20 protein-coding genes and 1 pseudogene are annotated in these 26834 nt (G+C 72.7%); 11 read left to right on the top strand and 10 right to left on the bottom strand.

Annotated features, from left to right (window positions below):
* Positions 1–189 precede the first annotated feature (189 nt).
* Together ACIPXC_RS07970 and ACIPXC_RS07965 are read left to right on the top strand one after the other, a co-directional pair.
* Complete coding sequence (locus ACIPXC_RS07970) at positions 190–1347, top strand: acyl-CoA dehydrogenase family protein (protein ID WP_030659849.1); 1158 nt, start codon at positions 190–192, stop codon at positions 1345–1347.
* Positions 1348–1523: 176 nt separating this feature from the next.
* On the top strand, positions 1524–2606 hold the full coding sequence (locus tag ACIPXC_RS07965; protein ID WP_401614642.1) for a sugar phosphate nucleotidyltransferase: 1083 nt from the start codon (positions 1524–1526) through the stop codon (positions 2604–2606).
* A gap of 39 nt (positions 2607–2645) precedes the next feature.
* Here the strand turns inward: ACIPXC_RS07965 and ACIPXC_RS07960 are convergent, their stop codons facing one another.
* Complete coding sequence (locus tag ACIPXC_RS07960) at positions 2646–3959, bottom strand: LCP family protein (protein ID WP_401614640.1); 1314 nt, start codon at positions 3957–3959, stop codon at positions 2646–2648.
* 106 nt (positions 3960–4065) lie between these two features.
* Here ACIPXC_RS07960 and ACIPXC_RS07955 point away from each other — a divergent pair, with 106 nt between their 5' ends.
* A complete protein-coding gene (locus tag ACIPXC_RS07955; RefSeq protein WP_359125942.1) occupies positions 4066–4602 on the top strand; it encodes an acyl-CoA thioesterase in 537 nt (178 codons plus the stop codon).
* A 73-nt stretch (positions 4603–4675) separates the two neighbouring features.
* On the opposite strand, the gene ACIPXC_RS07950 is transcribed toward ACIPXC_RS07955, so the two are convergent.
* On the bottom strand, positions 4676–6058 hold the full coding sequence (locus tag ACIPXC_RS07950; RefSeq protein WP_401614960.1) for an LCP family protein: 1383 nt from the start codon (positions 6056–6058) through the stop codon (positions 4676–4678).
* A gap of 300 nt (positions 6059–6358) precedes the next feature.
* On the opposite strand from ACIPXC_RS07950, the gene ACIPXC_RS07945 reads away from it, so the two are divergent.
* Positions 6359–7384 carry a glycosyltransferase family 2 protein gene (locus ACIPXC_RS07945; protein ID WP_401614637.1) on the top strand — a complete coding sequence of 342 codons (1026 nt, stop codon included), beginning with the start codon at positions 6359–6361 and terminating at the stop codon, positions 7382–7384.
* Between the two features lie 85 nt (positions 7385–7469).
* On the opposite strand, the gene ACIPXC_RS07940 is transcribed toward ACIPXC_RS07945, so the two are convergent.
* The 4 genes from ACIPXC_RS07940 to ACIPXC_RS07925 form a co-directional block, all read right to left on the bottom strand.
* Positions 7470–9188 (bottom strand): LCP family protein, encoded by a 1719-nt coding sequence (locus ACIPXC_RS07940; RefSeq protein ID WP_401614635.1) that lies wholly within the window; start codon positions 9186–9188, stop codon positions 7470–7472.
* Positions 9189–9248: 60 nt separating this feature from the next.
* The gene (locus ACIPXC_RS07935; RefSeq protein ID WP_401614632.1) at positions 9249–10973 is read right to left on the bottom strand and encodes an LCP family protein; all 1725 of its coding nucleotides are present in this window, start codon (positions 10971–10973) and stop codon (positions 9249–9251) included.
* Between the two features lie 223 nt (positions 10974–11196).
* Positions 11197–12462, bottom strand: coding sequence for an LCP family protein (locus ACIPXC_RS07930; protein WP_401614630.1), 1266 nt, complete (start codon positions 12460–12462; stop codon positions 11197–11199).
* Between the two features lie 174 nt (positions 12463–12636).
* Positions 12637–13386 (bottom strand): TIGR03089 family protein, encoded by a 750-nt coding sequence (locus tag ACIPXC_RS07925; protein ID WP_401614628.1) that lies wholly within the window; start codon positions 13384–13386, stop codon positions 12637–12639.
* Between the two features lie 139 nt (positions 13387–13525).
* Here ACIPXC_RS07925 and ACIPXC_RS07920 point away from each other — a divergent pair, with 139 nt between their 5' ends.
* A complete protein-coding gene (locus ACIPXC_RS07920) occupies positions 13526–14905 on the top strand; it encodes a peptidoglycan recognition protein (protein ID WP_401614626.1) in 1380 nt (459 codons plus the stop codon).
* A gap of 144 nt (positions 14906–15049) precedes the next feature.
* A complete protein-coding gene (locus ACIPXC_RS07915; RefSeq protein WP_401614624.1) occupies positions 15050–16048 on the top strand; it encodes a DNA-3-methyladenine glycosylase family protein in 999 nt (332 codons plus the stop codon).
* A gap of 304 nt (positions 16049–16352) precedes the next feature.
* Here the strand turns inward: ACIPXC_RS07915 and ACIPXC_RS07910 are convergent, their stop codons facing one another.
* The 3 genes from ACIPXC_RS07910 to ACIPXC_RS07900 all read right to left on the bottom strand — a co-directional run bounded on the left by ACIPXC_RS07910 (position 16353) and on the right by ACIPXC_RS07900 (position 19345).
* Positions 16353–17651 carry a coenzyme F420-0:L-glutamate ligase gene (locus tag ACIPXC_RS07910; RefSeq protein ID WP_401614622.1) on the bottom strand — a complete coding sequence of 433 codons (1299 nt, stop codon included), beginning with the start codon at positions 17649–17651 and terminating at the stop codon, positions 16353–16355.
* Entirely contained in the window at positions 17648–18607 is a 960-nt protein-coding gene (gene cofD / locus ACIPXC_RS07905; RefSeq protein ID WP_401614620.1) for a 2-phospho-L-lactate transferase, read from the bottom strand. The genes ACIPXC_RS07910 and cofD overlap by 4 nt, the downstream gene beginning before the upstream one ends.
* A 180-nt stretch (positions 18608–18787) precedes the next feature.
* A complete protein-coding gene (locus ACIPXC_RS07900) occupies positions 18788–19345 on the bottom strand; it encodes a cysteine dioxygenase (RefSeq protein WP_401614618.1) in 558 nt (185 codons plus the stop codon).
* A 628-nt stretch (positions 19346–19973) separates the two neighbouring features.
* Between ACIPXC_RS07900 and ACIPXC_RS07895 the strand changes: the two genes are divergently transcribed.
* From ACIPXC_RS07895 to ACIPXC_RS07885, 3 genes are all read left to right on the top strand, one after another.
* Positions 19974–20237: a WhiB family transcriptional regulator gene (locus tag ACIPXC_RS07895; protein WP_003983763.1), complete on the top strand. Its 264-nt coding sequence runs from the start codon at positions 19974–19976 to the stop codon at positions 20235–20237.
* Between the two features lie 238 nt (positions 20238–20475).
* The gene (locus tag ACIPXC_RS07890) at positions 20476–24141 is read left to right on the top strand and encodes a glycosyltransferase family 2 protein (RefSeq protein WP_401614616.1); all 3666 of its coding nucleotides are present in this window, start codon (positions 20476–20478) and stop codon (positions 24139–24141) included.
* Positions 24138–25616, top strand: coding sequence for a DUF5719 family protein (locus tag ACIPXC_RS07885; protein WP_401614614.1), 1479 nt, complete (start codon positions 24138–24140; stop codon positions 25614–25616). The genes ACIPXC_RS07890 and ACIPXC_RS07885 overlap by 4 nt, the downstream gene beginning before the upstream one ends.
* A gap of 28 nt (positions 25617–25644) precedes the next feature.
* On the opposite strand, the gene ACIPXC_RS07880 is transcribed toward ACIPXC_RS07885, so the two are convergent.
* On the bottom strand, positions 25645–26124 hold the full coding sequence (locus tag ACIPXC_RS07880) for a metallopeptidase family protein (RefSeq protein WP_078906579.1): 480 nt from the start codon (positions 26122–26124) through the stop codon (positions 25645–25647).
* 90 nt (positions 26125–26214) lie between these two features.
* On the opposite strand from ACIPXC_RS07880, the gene ACIPXC_RS07875 reads away from it, so the two are divergent.
* Together ACIPXC_RS07875 and manB are read left to right on the top strand one after the other, a co-directional pair.
* On the top strand, positions 26215–26589 hold the full coding sequence (locus ACIPXC_RS07875) for a DUF3499 domain-containing protein (RefSeq protein WP_386460068.1): 375 nt from the start codon (positions 26215–26217) through the stop codon (positions 26587–26589).
* Between the two features lie 76 nt (positions 26590–26665).
* Positions 26666–26834, top strand: a pseudogene (gene manB / locus ACIPXC_RS07870) (phosphomannomutase/phosphoglucomutase); the annotation flags it as partial.

Below are 26834 nucleotides of genomic sequence, written 5' to 3'. Positions count from 1 at the left end.
GAGGTGCGGGGCCGTTTGCGGCCACTGAGCATAGTCGGGCCCGCAGGCTGGGACCGTCCCAGGAGCACCGTCTCTGTCACGCAGCTCACGTGGCCCGTCCATATCGCCATCCGTGACCGGGACACTAAGCTTGGGTTACTTAACGGTAGTTAGCATCACGTATCGCGTGTCACTGGGGAGTGAGAGATCTTGGCGGGTTCTGCCGACTTCGACCTGTACCGCCCGGCCGAGGAGCACGACATGCTCCGCGAGTCGGTCCGCTCGCTCGCCGAGGCGAAGATCCTGCCGTTCGCAGCAGCCGTCGACGAGGAGTCCCGCTTCCCGCAGGAGGCCCTCGACGCGCTGGTCGCCAACGACCTGCACGCCGTCCACGTGCCCGAGACCTACGGCGGTGCGGGCGCCGACGCCCTGGCCACCGTCATCGTGATCGAGGAAGTGGCCCGCGTCTGCGCCTCCTCCTCCCTCATCCCGGCCGTGAACAAGCTCGGCTCCCTCCCGGTGATCCTCTCCGGCTCCGAGGAGCTCAAGGCCAAGTACCTCGGCCCGCTGGCCAAGGGCGACGCGATGTTCTCCTACGCGCTCTCCGAGCCGGACGCGGGCTCCGACGCCGCCGGCATGAAGACCCGCGCCGTGCGCGACGGGGACTTCTGGGTGCTCAACGGCGTCAAGCGCTGGATCACCAACGCGGGCGTCTCCGAGTACTACACGGTCATGGCCGTCACCGACCCGGAGAAGCGCTCGAAGGGCATCAGCGCCTTCGTCGTCGAGAAGGGCGACGAGGGCGTGTCCTTCGGCGCGCCGGAGAAGAAGCTCGGCATCAAGGGCTCCCCGACGCGCGAGGTCTACCTCGACAACGTCCGGATCCCCGCCGACCGCATGATCGGCGCCGAGGGCACCGGCTTCGCCACCGCGATGAAGACCCTCGACCACACCCGCATCACGATCGCCGCCCAGGCCCTCGGCATCGCACAGGGCGCCCTGGACTACGCCAAGGGCTACGTCCAGGAGCGCAAGCAGTTCGGCAAGCCGATCGGCGACTTCCAGGGCGTGCAGTTCATGCTCGCGGACATGGCCATGAAGATCGAGGCCGCCCGCCAGCTCACGTACTCTGCCGCCGCCAAGTCCGAGCGCGTCGACGGCGACCTGACGTTCTTCGGCGCCGCGGCCAAGTGCTTCGCCTCCGACGTGGCCATGGAGGTCACCACGGACGCCGTCCAGCTCCTCGGCGGTTACGGCTACACCCGTGACTACCCGGTGGAGCGCATGATGCGCGACGCCAAGATCACGCAGATTTATGAAGGCACGAATCAGGTTCAGCGGATCGTCATGGCCCGCAACCTGCCGTAGCCGCAAGCCTGCGACCTGCGCGTACCAGGACGACCCCCGGCCACGGCCGGGGGTCGTCCCGGTACGGGCCCCGCTCGCGGCGCGCGCCCGCCGACACATCCGGCACCGGCTTCCGGGCGCCCCCGGATGGGCTAAATTTGGACCTTCGTACGCCGGAATCGGTTGGGGAGAACGCAATGACGGAAGCGATCCTGCTGGTCGGCGGACAGGGGACACGGCTGCGCCCCGTGACGGTGAACACGCCCAAGCCCATGGTCCCCACGGCAGGCGTCCCGTTCCTCGCCCACCAGATAGCCAGGGCCGCCGCCGCCGGCGTCACGCACATCGTCATGGCCACCTGCTACCTCGCCGAGGTCTTCGAGCCCTACTTCGGGGACGGTTCCGACTTCGGCCTCAGCCTCGAATACGTGGTGGAGGACGAGCCCCTGGGGACCGGCGGCGCCATCCGCAACGCCGGGCAGCGGCTGACCGGCGGCCCCGACTCCTCCGTCCTCGTCTTCAACGGCGACATCCTCACCGGCCTGGACATCCGCGGCCTGGTGGACGCGCACGAGACGGCCGACGCCGACGTCTCCCTGCACCTGGTCCGGGTCGAGGACCCGCGCGCCTTCGGTCTCGTCCCCACCGACCCCGACGGACGGGTGCTCGCCTTCACCGAGAAGCCGCAGACGCCCGAAGAGATCATCACCGACCAGATCAACGCCGGCTGCTACGTCTTCCGCCGCAGCGTCATCGACTCCATCCCGGCCGGCCGTCCGGTCTCCGTCGAGCGCGAGACCTTCCCCGGCCTGCTCGCCTCCGGGGCCACGCTCCACGGGGTCACCGAGAACACCTACTGGATGGACCTCGGCAAGCCCGAGTCCATCATCCAGGCCTCCGCCGACCTCGTCCGCGGAGTCGTCCCCTCCCCGGCCGTGCCGGGCCGCCGCGGCGAGTCCCTGGTCCTGCCCGGCGCACAGGTCGCCGCCGGAGCCAAGCTGTCGGGCGGCACCGTCGTCGGCGCCGGCGCCCGGATCGAGGCCGGGGCGGTCGTCCAGGGCTCCATCGTGCTCGACGACGCCGTCATCGGCCCGGACGCGCAGGTGAACGCCAGCCTGATCGGCGCCCGCGCCCGCGTGGGCGCGCGGACCGTGCTCGACGGCACCGTCGTCGGTGACGGCGCCGTCGTGGGCGCCGACAACGAACTGCGCGCGGGCGCCCGGGTGTGGTGCGAGGCCGAGCTGCCCGCCGCCGCCATCCGCTTCTCCCCGGACGCCTGATTCCCGGTCCGGGGAGGCGGGGCGGCACCCCTCCCGCGGTCAGTTGCCGCGGACGGTGACCTTCTCGTCGTTCTGGATCTGCTTCACCAACTGCTGCACCTTCGCCTTGTCCCAGACGAGGTTGCCGCCGCGCTGGCCGGAGATCGGGATGTTCATCGACACACCGTCACCACCGTTGACGCCCTTCATCGCGAAGAACATCTGGCCCATGTCGTACAGGCCCATGTCCTTGTCGACGATGAGCGTGTCCAGGCCCGCACCCAGCACCGGGTAGAGCGTGAACGGGTTCAGGATCGTCGAGGGGGTCGCGGCCTGGCCGGCGAGCGCCGCCAGGAACTTCTGCTGGTTCTTGGTCCGCTGGAGGTCGGACTCGGCGAAGGCGTAGCGGGTACGGACGAAGGCCAGCGACTGCTCGCCGTTCAGCGTCTGCCGGCCCGCCTGGAAGTCGGCGCCGGACTTCTCGTCCTTGAAGCCCTTCTCGATGTCGAGCTCCACACCGCCCAGCGCGTCCACGATGTTCGCGAAGCCGGCGAAGCCGATCTCCGCGTAGTGGTCGATGCGCAGGCCCGTGTTGTGCTCGACCGTCCGCACCAGCAGCTCGGGACCGTCCTCCGCGTACGCCGCGTTCAGCTTGACGCGCCGCCCCTGCGCGGGGAACTTCTTGCCGGACTGGGAGCCGACGAAGGAGGGGATCTCCACGTCCGAGTCGCGCGGCAGCGAGATCATGGTGTTCCCGCTGGAGCACTTCGCCAGGATCATCATGGAGTCGGTCCGCTTGCCCTCGGCCGAGCCCGTGTGGAGCTTCTTCTTCTCCTCGTCGGACATGCCCTCACGGCTGTCCGAGCCCACGATCAGGTACGTCGTGCAGTCGCCCTCCTTCGGCCGCTCGATGACCTTGGAGAGGTCGACCTCGCGGCGCACCTTGGAGTCGGCCCAGAAGTAGGTGGAGACGGACGTCACGAGGAGCGCGGAGACCAGCACGATCGAGCCGACCTTGATGCGCTTGCGCCAGTCCGGCGCGGGGCCGGGCCGTCCCCCGGGGCCGCCCGGCCCCGACGGTCCGCCGGGGCCGGGCGGGCGGCCGGGAGCGCCGCCGGAGGGCGAGCCGTAGACCTGGCCGGTGTTGTAGCCGCTGTCGTAACCGCCGTACGTGTCGTGGCCGCCCACCTGCTGCGGAGGGACACCGGGCGTGGGCAGCGGCCCCGCCGGACGCTGCGGCCGCGGGGGCTGCGCGGGCCGCGGCGGCTGCTGGGGTTGCCGCTGGATGTGCCGCATCCGCTGCACACCTTCGGGCTGCGGACGCGCGCTGCCGCGTCCGTAGGCGTCGTCACGACCTTCTGGCCAGTCATTCATGCGCCCAAGAATGCCTGCCGGGGCGGCGCCTTCGACAGCCCGGGGGAGGATCCGTACCGGTGCTGTTGCAGAGCTGATGCCCGCGTGTCCCATCTAAGGTGTCCGTATGACACAGATACCGGGCGAGCTGCCCGGGAAGCCGACCGCTGCCTCCCGGACGACCCTCAGCCACATCATGACCGCCAACGACACCAACCTCCTGGGCACGGTGCACGGTGGCGTCATCATGAAGCTGGTCGACGACGCCGCCGGCGCCGTGGCGGGCCGTCACTCCGGTGGTGCGGCGGTCACCGCCTCCATGGACGAGATGGCCTTCCTCGCTCCCGTGCGCGTGGGCGACCTCGTCCACGTGAAGGCCCAGTGCAACTGGACCGGCCGCTCCTCCATGGAGATCGGCGTACGCGTCCTCGCCGAGCGGTGGAACGAGTCCACCCCCGCCACCCAGGTCGGCAGCGCCTACCTCGTCTTCACCGCGGTCGACTCCGAGGGCAAGCCCCGCCGGGTCCCGCCGGTGCTCCCGGAGACGGAGCAGGACGAGCGGCGCTACCAGGAGGCCCAGATCCGCCGCACCCACCGGCTCGCCCGCCGCCAGGCCATCATGGCCCTGCGCGAGGAGCGCGCCGCCCAGGGATTCGACGACTGAGACGGCCCGCGGCAGGCCCGTGCGGCCGCCGCCGTGCCGCCGCCGTACGGGCCCCTCAGCTCCCTCAGCCCCCTCAGCTTCCGCAGACCACCTGATCACCGCTGACGACCCCGAAGGCGCCCTGGTACGGGTCCTCCGCGCGCACCGGCACCACCCTGCGGTAGTCGGCGCCCGCGATCACCGTGACCGTCCGGCCCTGCCCCGCGACCGCCCGCAGTTCACTGCCCGGCAGCGCGGTCGCCACCGACCGCGCCGAGCGGTCCCAGCGCGGGTCGTAGGTGATCACCGTGCGCTTGACGTCCCGGCTCGCGCCGTTGCCCGGGGCCCGCGTGGTGTCGAAGCCGGTGGCGCGCAGCGCGGAGTCGACGCGCCCGCCCAGCCCGTCGATCCGCGTCCCGTTCTCCACCTGGACCCGGACCTGCGCGGGGGGCACGTCCACCGGCACGGCGGCGGGCCGGCCGGCGGCGGCCTTCCCGGGCCGGGCCGGGGCCAACGGCCGGTCCTCGCGCAGCGCCTCGAAGAGCTTGGCCGCCTTCGGCTCGTCCCACTTCACGGTGGAGCCGATGCCCTTGACGCGGAACGAGGGATTTCCGACGGGCACCGAGGCGAACTCGGAGGAGGAGGGGGTGAAGTCCCGCATCGCCTGCCCGAGCGCCAGCAGCTGCTCCGAGCCGAAGCCCCGGTCGGCGCGGACCGAGCCGAGCAGGGTGGAGCTGAGCTCCTTGAACTTGACCGGGTTCAGCAGCACCCCGCCGCCGGTCGCCTGCTTGATCAGGGCGGCGACGAACCGCTGCTGGCGCTGCATCCGGCCGAGGTCGGAGGCGCCGTCGACGTGGCGCGAGCGCACGTACTGCAGGGCCTGCCCGCCGGTCAGCCGGTGGGTGCCGGGCAGCAGGTCGAGGCCGGTGTTCGGGTCGCGCATGGTCTTGGCGGTGCAGATCTCCACGCCGCCCATCGCGTCGACCGTCTTCATGAAGCTGGTGAAGTCGACCTCCAGATAGTGGTCGATCTTCACCCGGGTCATGTTCTCGACCGTCCGCACGGTGAGGTTGGGCCCGCCCTCCGCGTATGCCGCGTTCAGCCTCACGGGGTGGGGTCCGTGCGCCTTTCCGGTGACGAGGTCGCGGTGCGCGGGCACTTCGGCGTAGCTGTCGCGGGGCAGGCTGACGACGCTCGCCCGCTCCCGGTCCGCCGACAGGTGCACCAGCATGATCGTGTCGGTGCAGCGGCAGGGCGCCCCGCCCAGGCGGTACTCGCGCTTCTCCTCGGGGCTGACCTTCTCCCGGCCGTCGGTGCCCACCAGCAGGAAGTTGATGCCGTGTCCGGCCTGCGGGCGGTTCTTCATGTCCTTGAACGGGTCCACCCGTTCGATCCCGGTGTCCAGACCGGTCATCACCGCGTGCCCGATGGCCCCGGAGCCCAGCACCGCCACCGACAGCCCGGCCGCGAGCCGCACCCCCCAGCGGGGCCGGCCCGCCCGGTGCCGGGCCGGTCCGCCGCCGCCGCGCCGCACGTGCTGTGGCCGGGGCGGCCCGGCTGGACGGGTGGGACGGTGCGGCTGGGGCACGGTGGACACCTCCGCGGGAGCACAGGGATACCGGTCGAAGGACGGGCCGGCCCTCGGGTGCCTCGGCCGGCTGATTCGACAGAACAGTAGGCCCATACGATCAGCCGCTGTCCGTACCGATCGCTCGGCGCGCACCTGGTTCCCCCGTACGCGGTAACGTGACACCGATACCCGACCTTGAAGGACCACATGCCCGCCCAGCAGCCCGCAGTCTCGGTGATCATGCCGGTGCTCGATGAGGAGCACTACCTCCGCGAGTCCGTCCGCCACATCCTGGAACAGGAGTATGCGGGCGAGATGGAGGTGGTGATCGCACTCGGGCCGTCCACGGATCGCACCGACGAGATCGCCGCCGAACTGGTCGCCGAGGATCCCCGAGTCCACACCGTTCCGAATCCCACCGGCCGGACTCCGGCGGCCCTCAACGCCGCCATCAAGGCCTCGCGTCACCCGATCGTGGTACGCGTCGACGGCCACGGCATGCTCTCCCCGAACTACATCGCCACCGCCGTCCGCCTCCTGGAGGAGACCGGTGCGCAGAACGTCGGCGGGATCATGCACGCCGAAGGCGAGAACGCCTGGGAGGAGGCCGTCGCCGCCGCGATGACCTCGAAGATCGGCGTCGGCAACGCCCCCTTCCACACCGGTGGCCGGGCCGGCCCGGCCGAGACCGTCTACCTCGGCGTCTTCCGCCGCGAGGCGCTGGAACAGCAGGGCGGCTACAACGAGGAGTTCATCCGCGCCCAGGACTGGGAGCTGAACTTCCGTATCCGCGAGGCCGGCGGGCTGATCTGGTTCTCGCCCGAGCTGAAGGTGCAGTACCGGCCTCGGCGCTCGGTCAGGGCCCTGGCCAAGCAGTACAAGGACTACGGCCGCTGGCGGCACGTGGTGGCCCGCTACCACTCGGGCTCCATCAACATGCGCTACCTGGCCCCGCCGGCCCTCGTCTGCGCGCTCGCCGCGGGCGTGGTCCTGGGCGTTACCGTCACCCCGCTGGGCTTCGCCGTCCCGGCGGGCTACCTCGCGGCGATCGCCGCGGGCTCCGTCCCGGCGGGCCGGGGGCTGTCGCTGGGGGCCCGGGCGCAGATCCCCGTCGCCCTGGCGACCATGCACCTGAGCTGGGGCTTCGGCTTCCTGACCAGCCCGCGGTCCCTGGCGGACAAGCTCATCGCGAGCCGCCGCCCGGCCGTGGTGCCCGGCGTCCCGCAGGCCTGAGACGCGAACGGGGCCCGGCGCGGGGACTGCGATCGTACGCAGCTCCCGCGCCGGGCCCCTTGCGCGTGTCCGATGTGCCCGTCCGCTACCAGGTGAAGCCGGGCTGGATCGGCATGCAGGCCTGGTCGTTGTCGCCGTTGAGGGCGTGGGCGGAGTCCGGGGCCTTGGTCGGGGCCGCCGGCGGCGCGGCCGGCGAGCCGCCGGTCCGCCAGTCCTTTCCGACGAACAGGACGATCCCGGCGACCTGGTCGGACTTCTGCATCGAGCCGGCGGGCAGGCCGAGGGCGGTGGCCACGGCGGCCGCGTCGGCCGCCTGGGCGTCGGTGGCGAAGCGGATCACCGAGGTGTCCTCGGCGCCCGTTTGAGTGTCGGCGACGACCTTGGTGAAGCCCTTGCCGGTCAGCAGGGCGGCGACCTCGCTGGCGCGGCCCTTCACCTTGGGCTGGGCGCCGTCCTTGCCCCCGGTCGCGTTGCGGACGGTGACCGCGATCTTCGCGGGCGGCGCGGCCGTGGCGGCGGCCGTCGGGGTCGTGCTCGGCTGCTGGGACGGGGCGGACGGGGTGGACGACGAGGCCGGTGCGCCCGGGGCCGCGGGCGTCGCGGAGGGCGAGGGGGAGCCGGAGCCCCGGCCGTCGAGGGCGATGTCCTCGCGGACCATCCTGAACAGGTCCTCGGCCTCGCCCGGCTTGGGCTCGACGCGGCCGTCCAGACCGGGCTTGGTGCTGTAGATCCACGGCATGGTGGTCATGGTGATCCGGCCCGGCGGGACCTTCTTCAACTCCATGCTGAGGTCGAACAACTTGTCGATCTTGTTCAGGCCGGTGTCCACGACCATGGCCTCGATCGCCGCCTGGGCCAGGCTGTTGAGCTTGACCGGGTTGCTGAGCTTCGCGTTCTTGCGGAACTCCCGGGCCATCGAGTTCATGTACTGGTGCTGGGCGTGGGTGCGGCCTATGTCGGTGCCGTCCTCGAAGCCGTAGCGGGTGCGCAGCCACTGCAGGGCCGTCTCGCCCTGGATGACGCTCGTGCCCTTCGGCAGCTTCAGACCGGAGCCCTTCCCGTCACGGGTGCGGGAGTGCACGTTCTGCTCGACGCAGACCGGGACGCCGCCGATGGCGTCCGCCATCCGGACCACGCCCTTGAAGTCGATCATCATGAAGTGATCGATGGGGATCTTGGTCAGCTCGGTCCAGGCGGCGACCGTGCAACCCGGTCCGCCGCGCTGGATCGACTCGTTGGTCTGGACGAGGCCCTTGCTGGCCGGGTGCACCTTGCCGCCCGGCTCGGTGCACTTGGGCATCATCAGCATCGTGTCGCGCGGCATCGAGACCACGGACATGTTGGTGCGGTCCGCGGACAGGTGCAGCAGCATCTGGACGTCCGCGAGCGGCGGTCCGTCGAAGGTGTCCGTGGCCCCGCCGAGGGCCTGGTTCTCCGCGTCGTCGCGCGCGTCCGAGCCGATCAGCAGGATGTTCAGCGGGGTCTGCCCGAAGGCGTTGGGCTTGGAACCGCCCAGTTTGTTCTCACCGAGGTTCAGTGCGTCCGTCTGGATGCTGCCGTTCAGGTGCCGGTAGTACAGGTAGCCGGCCGCCGCGGTTGCGAGTATGAGCAGGGACAGGACGCAGGAGATCCAGCGCAGTGCGCGCCGGCGGCCCCGCCCGGCGGGGCGGGCGCCGGCCCCGCCGGGCGGCCTGGAGCCGCCCCTCGGTGGGGGCACCGTGCCGGGCGCGCCCGCCCCGCCGACGGGTATGTCCCCGTCGGCCTGGGCGCTCGCCCCCTCCTCCCGCACGCCGCTGTGCCTCACGCGTCTCCCCCTCAAGGTCCTTCTTGGTCACATTGCGCCGGTCCGACCGGCCAGGTCCCGCTACTTGGCGCAGATCGCCTTGTCGGCCTGCGCCTGCTGGACGTCCTCCGGCAGTTCCTGCGGCACCGGCGGGGCCAGCGGGCTGCCCGCCTTCTGGAAGTCCGGACCCAGCGTCAGCTTCATCGGGGTCTGCGCCGCCGCGTCGGTCGTCCCCATCTTCAGCGCGGTGGCCGGCAGCCCGAGGGCGTCCGCGAGCGCCCGGGCCTGGTCGGCCTGGTCGGGCGCGAACTCCAGCTGTGTGGCGTCGACCTTCGAGGGCGCGTTGCCCTGGTTGCTGGCCTTGGACATCCCCTTGGAGTTCTGCAGCCACTGCAGCGTGGTGGAGGCGGCGCCCTTGGGCCCGCCACCGTTGTAGACGCTCACCCGTACCTCACCCGCGGGCGCCCGGTTGCCCTGGAGCAGTGCGTCCTGCTTGGCCTTCGCGTCCGCGTCGGCCGCCTCCTTCGCCGCCTGCTCCTTCTTCTCGACCTCCGTGAGCGAGACGTCCCCCCGGATCATCTGCAACAGCGGTTCGGCCAGCCCCTGGTTGACCACGACGGTCGCCTTGACCTTCTCGGCCGGGTTGTCGAGCACCGGCAGGGTGGTGAAGGTGATGTTCTTGAGGTCGATGTCCTTCAACTCGCCCGCGAGATCGGTGAGTTTGTCGATGGACCCCAGCCCCTGGTCCACCGTCAGCGACTTGGTGGCCGCCTCGGCGAGCGAGAAGAACTTCTTCGGACTGGTCAGCGTCTCCTTGGATTTCATCTCGCGCATCATCGAACCGAGGAACTGCTGCTGGGTCTTGATGCGGTCCAGGTCGCTCTCGTTGCCGAAGGCGTGCCGGGTGCGTACGAAGGCCAGCGCCTGCTCGCCCTCCAGCTTGTGCTCGCCCTTGGACAGCTTGAGCCTGGAGTCCTTGTCGTCGACGTCCTTCTCCAGGCACACGGGCACGCCGCCGACCGCGGTGCTGAGGGTCTTCACCGCGTTGAAGTCGACCATCATGAAGTTGTCGACCTCTATGCCGGTGAGGTCCTTGACCGTACGCATCGTGCAGCCCGCGTCACGGCCCTCCTGGCCCAGGCTGGTGTTGAAGCGCACGCCCTTCGCGCCGCGGATCTGCTTCACGGTGCCGTCCGGCTGCTTCGTCGGGCAGTCCGGGATGTTGGTGATCAGGTCGCGGGGGATGGACAGTGCGGTGGCGTTGGAGCGGTCCTTGGCGACGTGGAAGAGGATCGTGGTGTCGGCGTGCCCGACGCTGTCCTTGTCGCCGTAGCCCTCGTTGCCCGCACCGCTGCGCTTGTCGGTGCCGATGACCAGGATGTTGATGGCCTGGTCCTTCTTGAAGCCGCCGGTGCCCGCGCCCGCGATGTCGGTGACGCTGAGGTTGCCGTTGAGGTGGTCGTAGTAGAGGTACGCCGCCGTGGCGCCGCCGACCAGCAGCAGCGCCAGGGTCCCGCTGGTGATCAGCAGGGCCTTCTTGCGGCGTCCGCCACCGTCGCCCTTGCGCGAGCGGCCGCCCCTGCGGCCGCCGGGCGGGGCGTCGCCCCGGCGCGGCTTCGGTACACCGGGCGAGGTGGTCCTGGGGCCGGCGGGCGCCGACGAGGATCTGCGCGGGGCGGCCACCTTGGGGCGTTCTTGCGCTGCGGAGTCGTTCAATTGCAGCTCGTAGTGGCCGGTGCGGGGATTGAGCACCCACTGGTCTGCGGGGTCGATCTCGTCCGCCCGCCCACGGCTTTGCGCATCCACGGTTGCTCGAATCCTCCGTCGGGTGCCTCGCGATGCGCCTCCCCAAGGCGCACGGTCAACGATCCGGCTGCTGGTACCCGGTCTCCGGTCCGGCCGGGCACCGGATCGCTCACCTTATCCGCCCTGTTCGGCGGTAAACCATGGTGGTGACAAATTCCACTCCCCTTATAACGGGGCGAACTGCTCATCCCGCTCGGTTCGGTCACCGGCTTTTGGGATTGCTTTACCGGCACTCGGAGTTCCCCGCGGTCGTTCCTGTGAAGGTAGGGATGGGTGCGGAGGGGGTCGAGGTTCCCTCGCCGGTCGAATTCCCTTCCGAAAGCGCGCCGGAGGCGGTCGCGGCCGGGGTCGGCGCGGCGGTCGCCGGGCCCGTGGCCTGCGCCGAACCCTGCGGCGACGCCTGCGCCGAAGCCTTCGGCCGCGGCGGGGTCACCGTCACCGGTTCGTCCTCCCGCAGCTGCCGGAACAGCCGTGCCGCGTCCGGCTCCACCAGCTCGTCCCGGTTCGGGTCGGGGGCGTACGCCCGGCGCGGCACGGTCAGGAAGGTGATGCGCTCGGTCGGTATACCCCTTACGCCCCGTACGAGTTCGTACATGTTCCGCAGCGAGGCCAGCCCGGGGTCGGTGGTCACCGACGAGGTCGCCGCGTCCAGCAGCGGATACAGCCGGGCCGGGTTCAGCAGAACGCCGTTGCTCTGCACCTTCTTGACGAGCGAGCCGAGGAACTGCTGCTGGCGCTCCATCCGTTCGGTGTCGCTGCCGTTGCCCAGGCTGTGCCGGGCGCGGACGAATCCCAGTGCCTGCTCGCCCCGCAGGGTCTGTCGGCCGGCCGGCAGCTTCAGCTTCGCCTGTACGTCGTCGACCGGATCCTTCAGGCACACCTCCACCCCGCCCACGGCGTCGACCATCCGCTTGAACCCGCGGAAGTCGATGACCATGTGGTGGTCGATCCGGATGCCCGTGAGCTTCTCCACGGTCCGGATCGTGCAGGCGGCCCCGCCCCACTCGAACGCCCAGTTGAACTGCGCGAAGGAGACGCGCGTGCGGCTCCCGTCCGGCTGCAGGCAGGAGGGGATCTCCGTCATCAGGTCCCGCGGTATCGACACCGCCGTCGCGCTCCCGCGGTCCTTCGGCAGGTGCAGCAGGATCGTCGTGTCCGAGCGCTGGGTGCCCTTGTCCTGCCCGTAGCCGGCGTTGCCCCGGCCCGAGCGCGAGTCGGAGCCGATCAGCAGGATGTTCCGGGCACCCGTGGCGAGGGCCGCCGGGCGCTCGCGCTCGAAGCGCTCCAGCTCGGCCGCGGCCGAGGTGTCCTCGGTGATGTTCCCGTCGAGCCTGTCGTAGAGCCACCAGCCGGCGGCCGCCCCCGCCGGCACCAGCAGGGCCAGCCCGAGGCCGATCCAGCGCATCGGGCGACGCCTGCGGTTCCGCGGAGGCCGTGGGTCGCCTCCGGCCGCATCGGTGCCGCCCGGTATGCCTGCGCTGTCCGTCACTGGCGTGCATCCCCTCGCCGCTGCGAGCAGCCGTACGGGTGAGCACGGCCACTGCCGATCCTGCCCCCGGGACGTCGCGGCAGCCCGGGGGCGGGGTCGTGTCTAGGGCCATGCGGGTGACAGATCGGCCGTTCCCGAGATTGATCAGTCCGGGTGACGGACCACGCCCCGGTTTCAGACCGTGTGGGTGACGCGCTCGCTCTCGGTCCGCTGGGCCAGCGCCTGTGCGGACAGCCGGTCCAGGTTCCGGCAGAGCACCACGGAGGCCCCGGCCGCCAGCGCGGCGTACAGCCCCGCGGACAGCCCCTCCCAGGTGTCGTAGCCCAGCCCGGTCAGCACCCGCGACCCCGCACCCAGCCCGAGCTTCGCCGCGTCCTCGCGGGCCCGGTCGACCAGGGCCGCGTGCGAGAGCTCCGTACCGTCGACGACCAGCGCGGGACCTGCGGGCTCCACTGGGATGAAGGGGGCGAAACGGTCACCCTGGCCCGGCACCTCCACCGCGTAGTCCGCGAACCCGGCCGGGGGCTGCGGGAAGCGCCCGCCCAGCGGCCGCAGAGCGAGCGCCACCCGCTCGCCGCCGCACTCCAGCGCCTCCTGAAGCGTGTCCGGCCCGCTGACCACGAGATCGGCGTCGGCCGGGTCCCCGCCCACCGCGGCCACGACCCCGACCGAGTCGCAGGCGAGCAGCCACACCGCGCTCTGCCAGTGAGCGGGGAGCAGCAGTGCGAGCCGGTCCCCGGGCTCGGCCCCCAGGTCGCCCTGGAGCAGGTTCGCGGTCTTGGCCACCCAATTGGCGAAGGTCGCGACGGACAATTCGACGCGTTCGCCGGTGGCGTCGTCGTAGAAGGTGACGAGCGGGCGGCCCGGATCGGCGGCGAGCGCGGATCGCAGCAGGTCGGCAGGGGTGCGGTCAATGGCGTTCACCCGGCACAGGGTACGCGGGGCCCTCCCCCGTACGGGGGTGCGCGGCTCCTCCGTACGAGGGAGGGGCATCCGCGGCGCAGCGGACGGAGCATCAGATCTCGGATGGCGCCCCGTGGGGAGCGTGCCCACCATCCTTTTCATGCGTGGATTCCTTGCTTCCTCGATCGGCGTCGCGACGGCCGCCGTACTGGCCCTGCCCCTCGCGCTCCCGACTCCAGCACTCGCCGAAACCGTCCCCGTGACCCCGGCCGGGTCCACCCAGTCGCTGCCGCTCGTCCCCCTGGGACCCGCGGCGGACCGCACACCCGGCGTCCCCGGAATGAGCGCCTCGCCCCGCGGCCCCGAGACGCAGGGCCTGGCCGCCCGCGAGGTCAAGACGTTCTCGATGGTCGGCGTCGTCTGGGACGACGTCACCGCCCAGCTCAACGGCCGCGTCCAGGTCCGTACCCGCTCCGTCCGGACCGCCACCTGGTCCGACTGGCAGGACGTCGAGGTCCACAACAGCGAGCACGCGGCCGACCTCGACGCGGTGGAGCGCGAATCCGGCCGGGTCCGCGGCGCCACCGCCCCGCTGTGGGTCGGCGAGTCCGACGGCGTCGAGGTCCGCGTCCAGGCGGAACTGGACACCCCGGCCACCCGCGCGGGCTCCCGGCTGCCCTCGGGCATGCGCATCGAACTCATCGACCCGGGCGCTGCCGAGCCCGCCGGGGCCGGTGACGGCAAGAACAGCGGACCGGCCGACGACAAGGGCGAGATGGCCGTGCCCGGCCTGACCATGGACATGGCCGAGGCCTCCGCGGTCAACGTGCCCCACGCCCCGCTCGGCGCGAACGAGATCACCGAGCTGAACAAGGCCGACTCCACCGCGGACGCCGTCTTCGCCGGCGAACTGACCGCGGCGGCCGCCCCGTACATCGGCCCGCGCCCGCGGATCGTCACCCGCAGGGGGTGGGGCGCGGACGAGTCCCTGCGCGAGAAGGCCTTCGCCTACACCAACACCGTGAAGGCGGCGTTCGTCCACCACAGCGCCTCCGGCAACAACTACGCCTGCAAGGACGCCCCGGCGGTCCTGCGCAGCCTGTACCGCTACCACGTGGTCAGCAGCGGCTGGCGAGACTTCGGCTACAACTTCGCCGTCGACAAGTGCGGCACCGTCTACGAGGGCCGCGCGGGCGGAGTCTCCAAGCCGGTCCTCGGCGCGCACACCATGGGCTTCAACACGGACAGCATGGGCGTGGCGGTGCTCGGCACCTTCACCTCGTCCGCACCCCCGGCCCCCGCCGTCGACGCGGTCGCCCGCCTCACCGCCTGGAAGCTCGGCCTCTTCGGCCGGGACCCGCGTGCGAAGACCACGCTGAAGTCGGGCGGCGGCAACCGCTACCCGAAGGGCAGGAACGTCTCGATGAACGTCATCGCGGGCCACCGCGACGGCTTCGCGACGGAGTGCCCCGGCAAGCAGCTGTACGGAAAGCTCCCCACGACCCGTACCTCCTCGGCCAGACTCCAGGGCCGCCCGTAGCCTCCGGCGGCGGGCCGACGCCGCAGGCCTCGGCCCCGTCGTCGACGTCGCTGCCCCGGCCGTCGCCGGAGGCTGCCCCCGGGCTCGCGGTGCCCGTCGCCGGACGCCGCGAGCCCGGGCGGCCGGGCGGGCTACGCTCGATCCATGGCCGGCCGTTTCGAACCCCTCAACCGCACCGCCGTGCGCGGCGGGCGCACCGCCGTGCCGCCGGGGCGGGGGAGCGGCGTCGGCGGCGGGGGAGCGGCACGCCGCTGGACCCCCGACGGCCCCGTCGACCTCGGCCTCACCCTCGGACCGCTCCGCCGCGGCCCCGGCGACCCCACCTTCCGCACCACCTCCGACGGCTCCGTCTGGCGCGCCACCCGGACGCCCGACGGGCCCGCCACCCTCCGCGTCGCCCGGTCCGGCACGGACGTCGACGCCGAGGCCTGGGGCGCCGGCGCCGCATGGCTCCTCGACCGCCTGCCCGTACTCCTCGGCGCGGGCGACGATCCGGCCGTCTTCGTCCCCCGCCACCGCCTCGTGCACGCCAGCCACCGCCGCCGCCCCGGCCTGCGCCTGACCCGCACCGGCCTGGTGCTGGAGTCCCTGATCCCCACGGTCCTGGAGCAGAAGGTCACCGCCGACGAGGCCTACCGCGCCTGGCGGCGCCTGGTACGGCAGCACGGGGAGCCCGCGCCCGGCCCGCACGGGCAGGACCTGTACGTCATGCCCGCCCCCCGCACCTGGGCGCTGATCCCGTCCTGGGACTGGCACCGGGCCGGGGTCGACACGAAGCGCTCCGACACCATCGTCCGGGCCGTCCGCGTCGCGAACCGCCTGGAGGAGGCCGCGGCCATGGACCTGCCCGAGGCCGTCCGGCGTCTGGAGGCCGTCCCCGGCATCGGCCCGTGGACCTCCGCCGAGACCCTGCAGCGCAGCAACGGCCACCCCGACGCCGTCACCACCGGCGACCTGCACCTGCCCGGCATCATCGGCTACGCCCTCGCCGACGACCGCGACGCGGACGACGCCGCCATGCTGGAGCTCCTCGCCCCGTACGAGGGCCAGCGCCACCGCGCGGCCCGCCTGATCCTCCTGGCGGGCCGCACCCCGCCCCGCCGCGCCCCGCGCATGCCGCGCAGCGACATCGGCCGCTTCTAGCGCGGTGACCGCGAGGGTGCACCGGGTCGCGGCGCCCTGACACGGCACTTGGCCGCGTTGTCGGACCACCCGCGTACGTCCGGTACGGGCCGCGCCCCTCCGCCGTGCGAGGCACGGCACCGGACGCCGCGCCCCGGCAGACCCTCACGGCCACAGCACCGGCGTTGCCCGCGGGGCTTGCCGCAGGTGTCCGGCGCCGTGTCCCGCACGGTCCCGCACGGTCCCGCCCGTCCAGGCCGTCCAGGGCCCGATCCGCCACAGCCGGCCCGGGCTTCGGTCCGCGCGGCTCGCCGCAGGCGGGCCGTCAGCGGATCTCGATGAAGTCCTCCGGCGAGCGGCCCGGCCGCTGCGGCGGGGCCGCCGCCGGGTGGCCGACGGCCACCGTGCCCATCGGGTCCCAGTCCGACGGCAGGTCCAGCACCTCCCGCACCACGTCCCGGCAGAACATCGTCGAGGACACCCACGCCGACCCCAGCCGCTCACCGGCCAGCGCGACCAGCAGGTTCTGCACGCCCGCGCCCATCGCCACCACGAACATCTCCCGCTCGGCGGCGTCGCGCCGAGCGTGCCCGTAGTGGTGCGCCCCGTCCGTCACCAGGCAGGGCACCACCAGGTACGGGGCGGCGCGCAGCACGTCCCCGCGCCGTACCCGCCTGGCGACGGACTCCTCGGACTTGCCGTCCGCGCGCAGGTCCGCGATCCACGCGTCCCGCATCGCGTCCAGCAGCCGGACCCGCGAGGCCTCGGACTCCAGCAGCACGAACCGCCACGGCGTGGTGTGGTGCGGGGCCGGGGCCGTCACGGCCGCCGCCACCGCCCGCCGCACCGCGCCCGGGTCCACCGGCTCCGCCGTGAAGGCCCGTACGGTGCGACGCTGGGTGACGGCCTCCCGTACCGCCTCCGAGGTCCCCAGCCGGAACATGTCGTCGGCCGGTGTGCGCACCAGGTCCCGCGCCGAGGCACCCTCGCCCAGGACGTGCGCCAGCCCCCGTACGACGGCCACCGGCAGGCCGGCCGCCTTGCCCTTGACCAGGTCGCCGGCGGCGGCCAGCTCGTCCGCCGTCGCCACCACGGTCGCGCTCAGCGGATTGCCGTGGGTGTCGGTCCCGCCGCGCAGGTCGTCCAGGACCCGCACCCCGGCGGAGCCGATGGCCACGTCCGTCAATCCGTTGCGCCACGGCCGCCCGAAGGTGTCCGTGACGACCACGCCCACGTCCACGGAGAGCGTGTCGCGCACCCCGGCACGGATCGCCGCGGCCGAGGCGTCCGGGTCCTCGGGGAGCAACAGGACCGTGCCGGGGGCGGTGTTGGAGGCGTCCACGCCGGCCGCGGCCATCACCAGGCCCTGCCGGTTCTCGACGATGCGCAGGGGTCCCCGGCGCGCGACCACCCGTACGGTCTCCGCGTCGATGGCGGCCTCGCGCGAGTCCGCCCGCACGATCCGGCCCTCGGCCTTGGAGACGATCTTCGAGGTGATGAGCAGGACGTCACCGTCGCGCAGATCGGGTGCGGCCGCCGTGATCAGCTTCGCCAGGTCGTCGCCCGGCCTGACCTCGGGTATCCCGTCGACGGCCCGCACCTCGTACGAGGGCGCCGCCGTCACCGAGAGGCCTCCGCCAGCTCCAGTGCGGCCCGGGCCATCTCGGCGGTGGCCTCCGGGTCGGTCATCATCAGGGGCACCGCACGGCAGGTGATCCCGGCGGCCTCCACTTCGGCGACGGCGTCCGCGTCGGAGGTGTCGACCAGCCAGCCGTCGAGCAGTTCGGTCCCGTAGTGCAGGGCGACCGCGGCGGCCGTGGACTCGACGCCGACCGCGGCGAGGACCTTGTCGGCCATCCCGCGCACGGGCGCACCGCCGACGATGGGGGACAGGCCCACGACGGGGGCGTCGGCGGCGGCCACGGCGTCCCGGATGCCGGGCACGGCGAGGATCGTGCCGACCGACACCACCGGGTTGGACGGCGGGAGGACGATCACGTCGGCCGCGGCGATGGCCTCCAGCACGCCGGGCGCGGGCTTGGCCTGTTCGGCCCCGACGGGTACGACGGCCTCCGCGTCCACCGAGGCACGCAGCCGGACCCAGTACTCCTGGAAGTGGATGACCCGGCGCTCGCCGGTCCCGGCCTCGGTGATCGCGACGTGGGTCTCGACCCGGTCGTCGGACATGGGCAGCAGCCGGACGCCGGGCTGCCAGCGGTCGCAGAGGGCCTCGGTGACGGCGCTCAGGGGGTAGCCGGCACCGAGCATCTGCGTGCGGACGATGTGGGTGGCGAAGTCACGGTCGCCGAGGCCGAACCAGGTGGGTCCGACCCCGTAGGCGGCGAGTTCCTCCTTGACGGTGAAGGACTCGTCGGCGCGGCCCCAGCCCTGCTCCTCGTTGATGCCCCCGCCGAGGGTGTACATCACCGTGTCCAGGTCCGGGCAGACCTTGAGCCCGAAGAGGTGAATGTCGTCACCGGTGTTGCCGATGACCGTGATGTCCGCGTCGGGCACCGCCGACTTGAGTCCGGACAGGAAACGGGCGCCGCCTATACCGCCGGCCAGAACAACAATGCGCATACGAACAGTGTGTCAGCCGAAGGCTGTCGTCGAGGGGTGGTGGTCGGGTGACGGGTGGGAGTGTCAGCCGAAGGCTGTCGTTGAGGGGTGGTGGTCGGGCGGCGGGTGGGAGTGTCAGCCGAAGGCTGTCGTTGAGGGGTGGTGGTCGGGTGACAGGTGGGAGCGGCGGGCCGGTCGGGCTCAGGCGGGGACGGACTCGGATGCGGCCGGGGAGCAGTTGTGCATCGGCATCTCGGTCAGGCCGGGGAAGTAGACGTGCAGGCTGACCGCGCCTTCGAGGGTGTCGTTGACGACCTCGTGGGTGTATCCGGGGGCGAAGACGCGCTGGCCGCCGGCGCGGTGGGTGAGGCGTCCGCGGGAGGTGTGCTCGGTGAGCTCGCCCTCCAGGACGGTCAGGACACCGGAGGAGGCGCCGTGGTCGTGCCGGCCGCTGCCCTGGCCGGGGACCCAGCTGAGCAGCCAGACCTCGTAGCCGGGTCCGGTGCGCAGCCGGTGGTACCAGCGGGTGGTGGCGTCGTACTGGACGAGGTGCTCCCAGGAGGCGCGGTCCTCGGCGATGGAGCGGGCCAGGCCGACGAACTCGGCGACGGTGGCCGGGTGTTCGCGGGCGGGCTGGAGGAGGTGCTGGACGGCGAGGATGTCGCCGGCGATCTGGAGGTCGCTCTCGACGGTCGCCGGTGCGGCCGAGGGGACGGCGGCGGGTGCGGCTGCGGCGGTGCGGTGGGTGGTGCTGTTCATCGGGGTGTACCTCGACGGATGTCAGTCGTGCTGGCGGTCGCTGTGGGGTGGGGCCGGAGCTCTGGGGAGCCGAGGCTCCACGGGCATCAACAGCAGCAACAGCAACAGCGAACCTGGGCAGCGCACAGGAACCCACGAATGGGGGTCCGGGTGGTGGCTGCGGGCGCTGACATGCGAACTAGGAGAACGGGTCCACGGTCCGGCTGTCAACTCAATGTCCGCTTTGGGGTAAAAGTTTCACCTCATCCGGTTACTGTATGCGGAGAAAGGTTTGTGCAGTCTGCGGCGGGGGAGGTGGCGCTGCGCCGGGACTCAAACCTGATTCGGCCATGTCGTGACCTGAATGTGATCTACGCCGCTCTTCGCGGATGATCGCAACCCCGCTTCCGGGGCACGCGTGGATAACGGGTGAAGGCGACATCTCGTGATGCCGATGGCATGTGTCACGATTTTTGGCGATATGAACACTTACTGCATAGGCTTGGTTCCGCAGAGTGAATAAGGGGCCCAATAGCAGATCTCGGCTTGACTGCCCCGGAGCCACGCACTTGTAATTTCACTCGTGTCGTTACGTAGCTATGAGTGACGACGTGACCACGGGGACGCACCAACGGAGCGAGGGGCGCACATGACCGAGCTGTTTCAGGAACTGCTGGTCGAGGAAGCGGACGAGGAGCTCGGATGGCAGGAGCGCGCCCTGTGCGCCCAGACCGACCCCGAGTCCTTCTTTCCCGAGAAGGGCGGCTCCACCCGCGAGGCCAAGAAGGTCTGCCTCGCCTGCGAGGTCCGCTCCGAATGCCTTGAGTACGCCCTCGCCAACGACGAGCGATTCGGCATCTGGGGCGGCCTGTCCGAGCGCGAACGCCGCCGCCTGAAAAAGGCGGCCGTCTGACACCGCCGCAGCGACGGCCGCCCGGCACCCGCAGCACCCCGCACGACATATCCGAATATCCGAGCAAGGCGTCCGGTACGACGCACAGCCGAACGAAGAGCACCGCACCCGGTCCGCCTCCTGCACCTTCCCCGCAGGAGGCGGACCGCTGCTTTGGCAGCCGTTAGGGTAAGGCGCTGTCCAGCAGCCTCCGAGGGCACACCACCCCCGGACCCCCGGCCGGAGGGCCCGTACCGCGATGTCCCTGCACAGCCAGACGACGGCCTCCCACCAGGCCCCCGTCACACCCGAGTTCCCCCGGCACGTCGTCACCGCGGTCCTCGTCGCCCACGACGGCGCCCGCTGGCTGCCCCGGACGCTCGCCGGCCTCCTCGGCCAGGAACGCCCCGCGCAGAACCACGTCGCCGCCGACACCGGCAGCGCCGACGAGTCCGCACGGCTGCTCACCGACGCCCTCGGCGACGACCACGTCCTGCACCTCGCCCGCCGCACCGGATTCGGCACCGCCGTCGAAGAATCCGCCCGCACCGCCGGCACCCTCACCCCCGAGGACCTCCCGTACCTCAAGCGCCCCAGCGGCTGGGACCCCGTCAGCCGCACCTGGCGCGACGACGCCTACGACCTCCCCGAGCTCCCCCACGGCGAACCCGTCCAGTGGCTCTGGCTGCTCCACGACGACAGCGCCCCCGAACCGGACGCCCTCGCCGAACTGCTCCGCGTCGCCGACGGCAACCCCGAAGCCGCGATCATCGGCCCCAAGCTCCGCGGCTGGTACGACCAGAAGCAGCTCCTCGAAGCCGGCGTCACCATCGCCCGCAGCGGCCGCCGCTGGACCGGCCTCGACCGCCGCGAACAGGACCAGGGCCAGCACGACCAGGTCCGCCCCGTCCTGTCCGTCTCCACCGCCGGCATGCTCGTGCGCCGCGACGTCTACGACGACCTCGGCGGCTTCGACCGGCGCCTGCCCCTCATGCGCGACGACGTCGACCTCTGCTGGCGCGCCCAGAGCGCCGGCCACACCGTCCTCGTCGCCCCCGACGCCGTCATGCGCCACGCCGAGGCCTCCGCCCGCGAACGCCGCACCGTCGACTGCGCGGGCCGCACCACCGCGAGCCCGCACCGCGTGGACAAGGCCGGCGCCGTCTACACGATCCTCGCCAACAGCTCCGGCCGCGCCCTGCCCTACGTACTGCTGCGCGTCCTGTTCGGCACCGTGCTGCGCACCCTCGCCTACCTCATCGGCAAGGCCCCGGGCCAGGCCGTCGACGAGATCACCGGCCTCCTCGCCACCCTGCTGCGCCCCGGCCGCCTCCTGGCCGCCCGCAGAGCCCGCCGCCGCCCCGCCGTACCCGCCTCCGAACTGCGGCCGCTCTTCCCCCCGCCGGGAGCCTCCCTGCGGGCCAACGCCGACCAGCTCGCCGGCTACTTCGGCGGCGACCGCCACACCGACTCCGCCCCCGCCGGCCGGCACGGCGGAGGCAGCATCCTGACCGCGCCCGCCGAGGACGGCGACTACCAGGAGACCGAGCGCTTCGCACGCCTCAAGCGGATCGCGCGCAACCCCGCACCCTTCCTCTTCGGACTCCTCCTTCTGGTCTCCCTCGCCGCCTGCCGCGCCCTGATCGGCGGCGGCTCCCTCATGGGCGGCGCCCTGCTGCCCGCCCCCGGCAGCGGCCTCGACCTGTGGAGCGCCCACACCGACAGCTGGCACCCCGTCGGCACCGGCTCCACCGCCGCGGCACCGCCCTACCTGGCCGCCCTCGGCGCCTTCTCCACCCTGCTGTTCGGCTCCACCCAGGCCGCCCTGACCCTCCTGCTCGTCGGATCCGTCCCGCTCGCCGGCCTCACCGCCTACTTCGCCTCCCGCCCGCTCGTCGAATCCCGGCTGCTGCGCGCCTGGGCCGCCACCGCCTACGCCTTCCTCCCCGCCGTCACCGGCGCCCTCGCCGGCGGCCGCCTGGGCACCGCCGTCCTCGCCGTCGTGCTCCCCCTCATCGCCCGCTCCGCCGTCGCCGCCTTCAGCCTCGGCGAGCACGCGGCCACCACCGAACAGCGGGCCGGCTGGCGCGCGGTGTGGACAGCCACGCTCCTGCTGACGCTGGCCACCGCCTTCACCCCGGTCGTCTGGCCGCTCGCCGCCCTCCTCGGCACCGTCGCGCTCGTCCTGCGCCGCGCGCAGTGGAAGACGTACGGGCTGCGGCTGCTCGCCGTCCTCGCCGTCCCCCTCCTCGTCCTCGCCCCCTGGTCGCTGGGCCTGTTCACGCACCCCGGCCGCTTCCTCCAGGAGGCCGGACTGCCCTTCGGAGCCGGCTCCGCGGGCGCGGCGGACCTGCTCGGCATCAGCCCCGGCGGTCCCGGCACCGGCGCCCGCCTGATCCTCGTCGGCATCGTCCTGGCCGCCCTGGCCGCCCTGCTCCGCGCCGACCGGCAGTTCGCCGTCCGTACCGCCTGGGCCACCGCCCTGGCCGCCCTCCTCCTCGCGGTCCTCGTCAACCGGACCGCCTGGGCCGGACCCGCCACCCTCGTCTACGGACTCGGCCTCCTCGCGGCCGCCACCGTCGGCGCGGACGGCGCCAAGCACCGGGTCGCCGCCCGCAACTTCGGCTGGCGCCAGCCGGTGGCCGCTCTCATCGCCCTCGCCGCCGCCGCGGGCCCGCTGATCGCCGCGGCCACCTGGATGCTCGCCGGCGCCGACGGCCCGCTCCAGCGCCGCGACCCGGTACAGGTACCGGCCTTCGTCGCCGACGCCGGCGGCGACGACAACCAGACCCGCACCCTTCTCCTCGACATCGCCAGGCCCGCAACGGTCTCCTACAGCCTCGTCCGCGGCCCCGGCGGCCGCATCGGCGATGCCGAGATCGCCGCCCGGACCGGCGACGACCCCCGCCTCGACAAGGTCGTCTCCAACCTGGTCGCCGGCTCCGGCGCCGACCAGTCCAGCCAGCTCAGCGCCTATGCCATCCGCTTCGTGATGTTCCGCCCCGGCGGCCCCGAGGACATCCGCCGCGTCCTCGACGCCACCCCCGGCCTGAGCCGGCGCCACCAGCAGGACGGCACCGCGCTGTGGGGCGTCGAACCCTGGCTGCCGCGCGCCGTCATCGTCTCCGCCCAGCAGGGCGAGGCCCCGATCCCGGTCGCCGCCGGCCCCGTGGAGGTCCACGGCACGATCCCCGCCGGCGAGGCGGGCCGCGTCCTGCGCATCGCCGACCGGGCCGACGCGGGCTGGCAGGCCACGGTCGACGGCACACCGCTCAAGCCCAGGACCCTCGACGGCTGGGCACAGGGCTTCGAACTCCCCGCCGACGGAGGCCGCCTCGACCTCGTCCACGAGAGCTCCCTGCTGCGGACCGTCTGGAACTGGACCCAGGGCCTGCTCGCCCTGGTCCTGCTGGTCATGGCCCTGCCCGGCCGGCGTGCCGAACTCGACGACGACCTGCCCGAGGAGGAGGCCGCGCCCGCGTCCCGGCCCGGTCCCGGTGAGGCCGGCGAGGGCCGCCGCGCCCGCAGGCTCCGTGCCGAGGCCGAGGCGGACACCGCACCCGGCCCCGTGGAGACCGCCACCGCCGCCGACCCGTACGCGCAGATCCCCGCGCAGCCGGTCTACGGCGAGGAGTCCTACGCGTACCAGGCTTACGCGGAGCAGGACGGCTACGCGTACGAACCCCAGCAGCCTCAGCAGCCCCAGCAGCCGCACCAGGAGCAGTACGCGTACGAGCAGTACCCCGGCTACGACCAGCAGCAGGGCGGCGCCCCCTACGGGACCCCGTACCCGCAGCAGCACCAGCCGGCCTACGGCCAGGACCCGCAGCACTACCCCTACGGGTACGAGCCCTACGAGCAGTACCCACCCCACGACGCCCACGCACCGCACGACCCGCGTCCCGACGGGAGCTCCCAGCAGTGAAGCAGCGCGCACCCCTGACGCTGGCGGCCGTGGCCGCGGCGCTGGCCGCCCTCACCGGCGCGGCCGCCCTCACCGCGCCCGCGGGCGGGCCCTTCGACGGCACGGCGGCGAAATCCGCCCGGATGCCGGTGGAGCGGTCCCTGCTGGTGTGCCCGGGCCCCAGCTCCTCGGACATCGCCGAGACCACGTACACGTCGTTCACGCCCGGCGCCCCCGCCGGCGAGGGCAAGGGATCGGCCCGGCTGCTCGGCGCGACCAAGGACGCCAAACCCGTCCTGGAGCCCAAGGAACCCGGCAAGCCCGTCGGCGCCACCGCCAACGGGGCCGACGCCCCCGCCCTCACCGGGAGCGCCGACGGGGTCCTGGCCCCCGGCTGGACGGCACAGCTGACCACCAAGGTCGCGGCCGGACGGGCCCGGGGCGTACTCGGCGTCGGCTGCACCGCGCCCGGCACCGACTTCTGGTTCCCCGGGGTCAGCACCGCCAAGGGCCGCGAGGACTACGTCCACCTCACCAATCCTGACGACGCGGCCGCCATCGTCGACATCACGCTCTTCGGCCCCGACGGCGTGGCCAAGGCCGACGCGGGCACCGGCGAGAACATCCGGGTCGACGCCAGGTCCACCAAGACCGTCCTGCTCTCCTCCCTCCTCCCGGCCACCCAGCTCGCCGACGCCACCGCCCACGTGACGACCCGCGCGGGCCGCGTGGGCGCCTCCGTCCAGGTCGGCGAGGAGAACGTGGGCGCCGACTGGCTGCCCGCCTCCACCGACCCGGCCGGGTCACTGGTGCTGCCCGGCATCCCGGCGGACGCCGCCTCCGTACGGCTGGTCGCCTTCGTGCCCGGCGAGGAGGACGCGGACCTCAAGGTGCGCCTGACCGGACCGGGCGGCGCCATCAGCCCGGCCGGCAACGAACAGCTGCACGTCAAAGCGGGGATGACGGCGGTCATGGACCTCAAGGACCTGACCCGCGGCGAGCCCGGCTCGCTGGTGCTGACCCCGAAGGACCCCGAGAAGGCCGCCCCGCTGGTCGCGGCGGTCCGCGTGGTCCGCGGCAGCGGGGTCAAGCAGGAGCTCGGTTTCATCCCGGCCACCGCACCGGTCGGGACCCGGGCGACCGTCGCCGACAACCGGCCCGAGCAGAACACCACCCTGCTGTCGCTGACCGCCCCGAGCGCCGACGCCAAGGTCAAGGTGACGGCGTCGCCGGGCACCGGCGGCGGCGAACCGGCCTCCCAGGAGGTCACGGTCAAGGCCGGCACCACGCAGACGCTCGGCCTCGCCCCCGCCGGCGGGAAGGGCTCCTACGCCCTCACCGTCGAGACCCTCTCGGGCGGCCCGGTCCACGCGGCGCGCACCCTGTCCCTCCCGGAGGACGGGATCGCGATGTTCACCGTCCAGGGCCTCTCCGACGACCACTCCACGGTGTCGGTGCCCAAGGCCGCCCAGGACCTCTCCGTCCTGACCGGGTGACGGGACGGCGACCCCCGCCGCGTCCGGATCAGTCCTGGCCGTAGCGGGGGTCCACCGTCTCCGGAGTGAGGCCGAGCAGCTCCGCCACCTGCTCCACCACGATCTCGTGGACCAGCATCGCCTTCTCGTCGCGCGACTTGGTACGGATCTCCACCGGCCGCCGGAAGACCACGATCCGGGCAGGCCGTCCCTGGCGGGACTCCGACACCGCGCCGAGCGGCACCGCCTCGTCGTTCCAGCCGCCGTCCGCACCGCCCGGCGGCCCCGGCACGTCACCGACCAGGAACTCCACCTCCGACAGCTGCGGCCAGCGCCGTTCCAGCCGCTCGACGGAGTCCCGTACGAGGTCCCCGAACAGCTCCGCCCGGCTCGCCGCCAGGGGCACCTGCGGAGGGGCCAGCGGACCGCGCATCCCGCGCCCGTGCCGGTCCCGCCGACGCGTTCTGGGTTCGACGGGGACCCCCGCGGGGGGCTCGGCGGGGCAAGGGGGCAGAGGGCTGTCCGTCACCCCCGCAGGGTAGCTCCGAGCACGACACGGGGGAGCGAGCAGCGGTGGAGTCGTCGCGGCCCGGTCAAGAGTGCGGTACCGTCCAACGTCGTGAGCCTTGTACGTCGCTGTTCGCGCACCGCGTGCGGCCGCCCTGCCGTCGCGACACTGACGTACGTCTACGCCGATTCGACCGCAGTTCTCGGCCCGCTCGCCACATACGCCGAACCCCACTGCTACGACCTGTGCGCCGAGCACTCGGAACGCCTGACAGCCCCGCGGGGCTGGGAGGTCGTCCGACTGTCGGACGGGTCCGGTCCGTCGCGCCCCAGCGGCGACGACCTCGAAGCCCTGGCCAACGCCGTTCGTGAGGCGGCCCGCCCGCCGGGCCGCGCGCCCGGGTCCGGCGGATCCGGCAAGGGCGGTCAGTCCACCGGCGAGACACGCCGCGGACACCTGCGCGTCCTGCGATCGCCGGATTCCTGACCTCGGGTCATCTGCGGTGCCGCTGCGGGTTCAGGGTAGGTTTGCCGAACCGCACAGAACCTCAGGAGGGCAGGCAGTGGCCGCAGATCTTTCGAACATCGTCAAGGCGTATGACGTGCGTGGCGTTGTGCCGGACGAGTGGGACGAGTTGCTGGCGGAGCTGTTCGGTGCTGCTTTCGTCGAGGTCGTGGGTGGCTCGGCGATCGTGGTGGGTCATGACATGCGTCCTTCGTCGCCGGGTCTGT

This window comes from Streptomyces sp. NPDC090021 (genome assembly GCF_044748225.1).
Lineage (GTDB): Bacteria > Actinomycetota > Actinomycetes > Streptomycetales > Streptomycetaceae > Streptomyces.
Note: the sequence above shows the minus strand (reverse complement) of the source record. Positions and strands in the feature narration are given on the sequence as shown.

Coding starts and splice junctions, on each gene's coding strand:
- ACIPXC_RS07965 (WP_401614642.1), top strand. CDS start 1,524: ATGACGGAAGCGATCCTGCTGGTCGGCGGACAGGGGACACGGCTGCGC.
- ACIPXC_RS07960 (WP_401614640.1), bottom strand. CDS start 3,959: ATGAATGACTGGCCAGAAGGTCGTGACGACGCCTACGGACGCGGCAGC.
- ACIPXC_RS07955 (WP_359125942.1), top strand. CDS start 4,066: ATGACACAGATACCGGGCGAGCTGCCCGGGAAGCCGACCGCTGCCTCC.
- ACIPXC_RS07945 (WP_401614637.1), top strand. CDS start 6,359: ATGCCCGCCCAGCAGCCCGCAGTCTCGGTGATCATGCCGGTGCTCGAT.
- ACIPXC_RS07920 (WP_401614626.1), top strand. CDS start 13,526: ATGCGTGGATTCCTTGCTTCCTCGATCGGCGTCGCGACGGCCGCCGTA.
- ACIPXC_RS07915 (WP_401614624.1), top strand. CDS start 15,050: ATGGCCGGCCGTTTCGAACCCCTCAACCGCACCGCCGTGCGCGGCGGG.
- cofD (WP_401614620.1), bottom strand. CDS start 18,607: ATGCGCATTGTTGTTCTGGCCGGCGGTATAGGCGGCGCCCGTTTCCTG.
- ACIPXC_RS07900 (WP_401614618.1), bottom strand. CDS start 19,345: ATGAACAGCACCACCCACCGCACCGCCGCAGCCGCACCCGCCGCCGTC.
- ACIPXC_RS07895 (WP_003983763.1), top strand. CDS start 19,974: ATGACCGAGCTGTTTCAGGAACTGCTGGTCGAGGAAGCGGACGAGGAG.
- ACIPXC_RS07890 (WP_401614616.1), top strand. CDS start 20,476: ATGTCCCTGCACAGCCAGACGACGGCCTCCCACCAGGCCCCCGTCACA.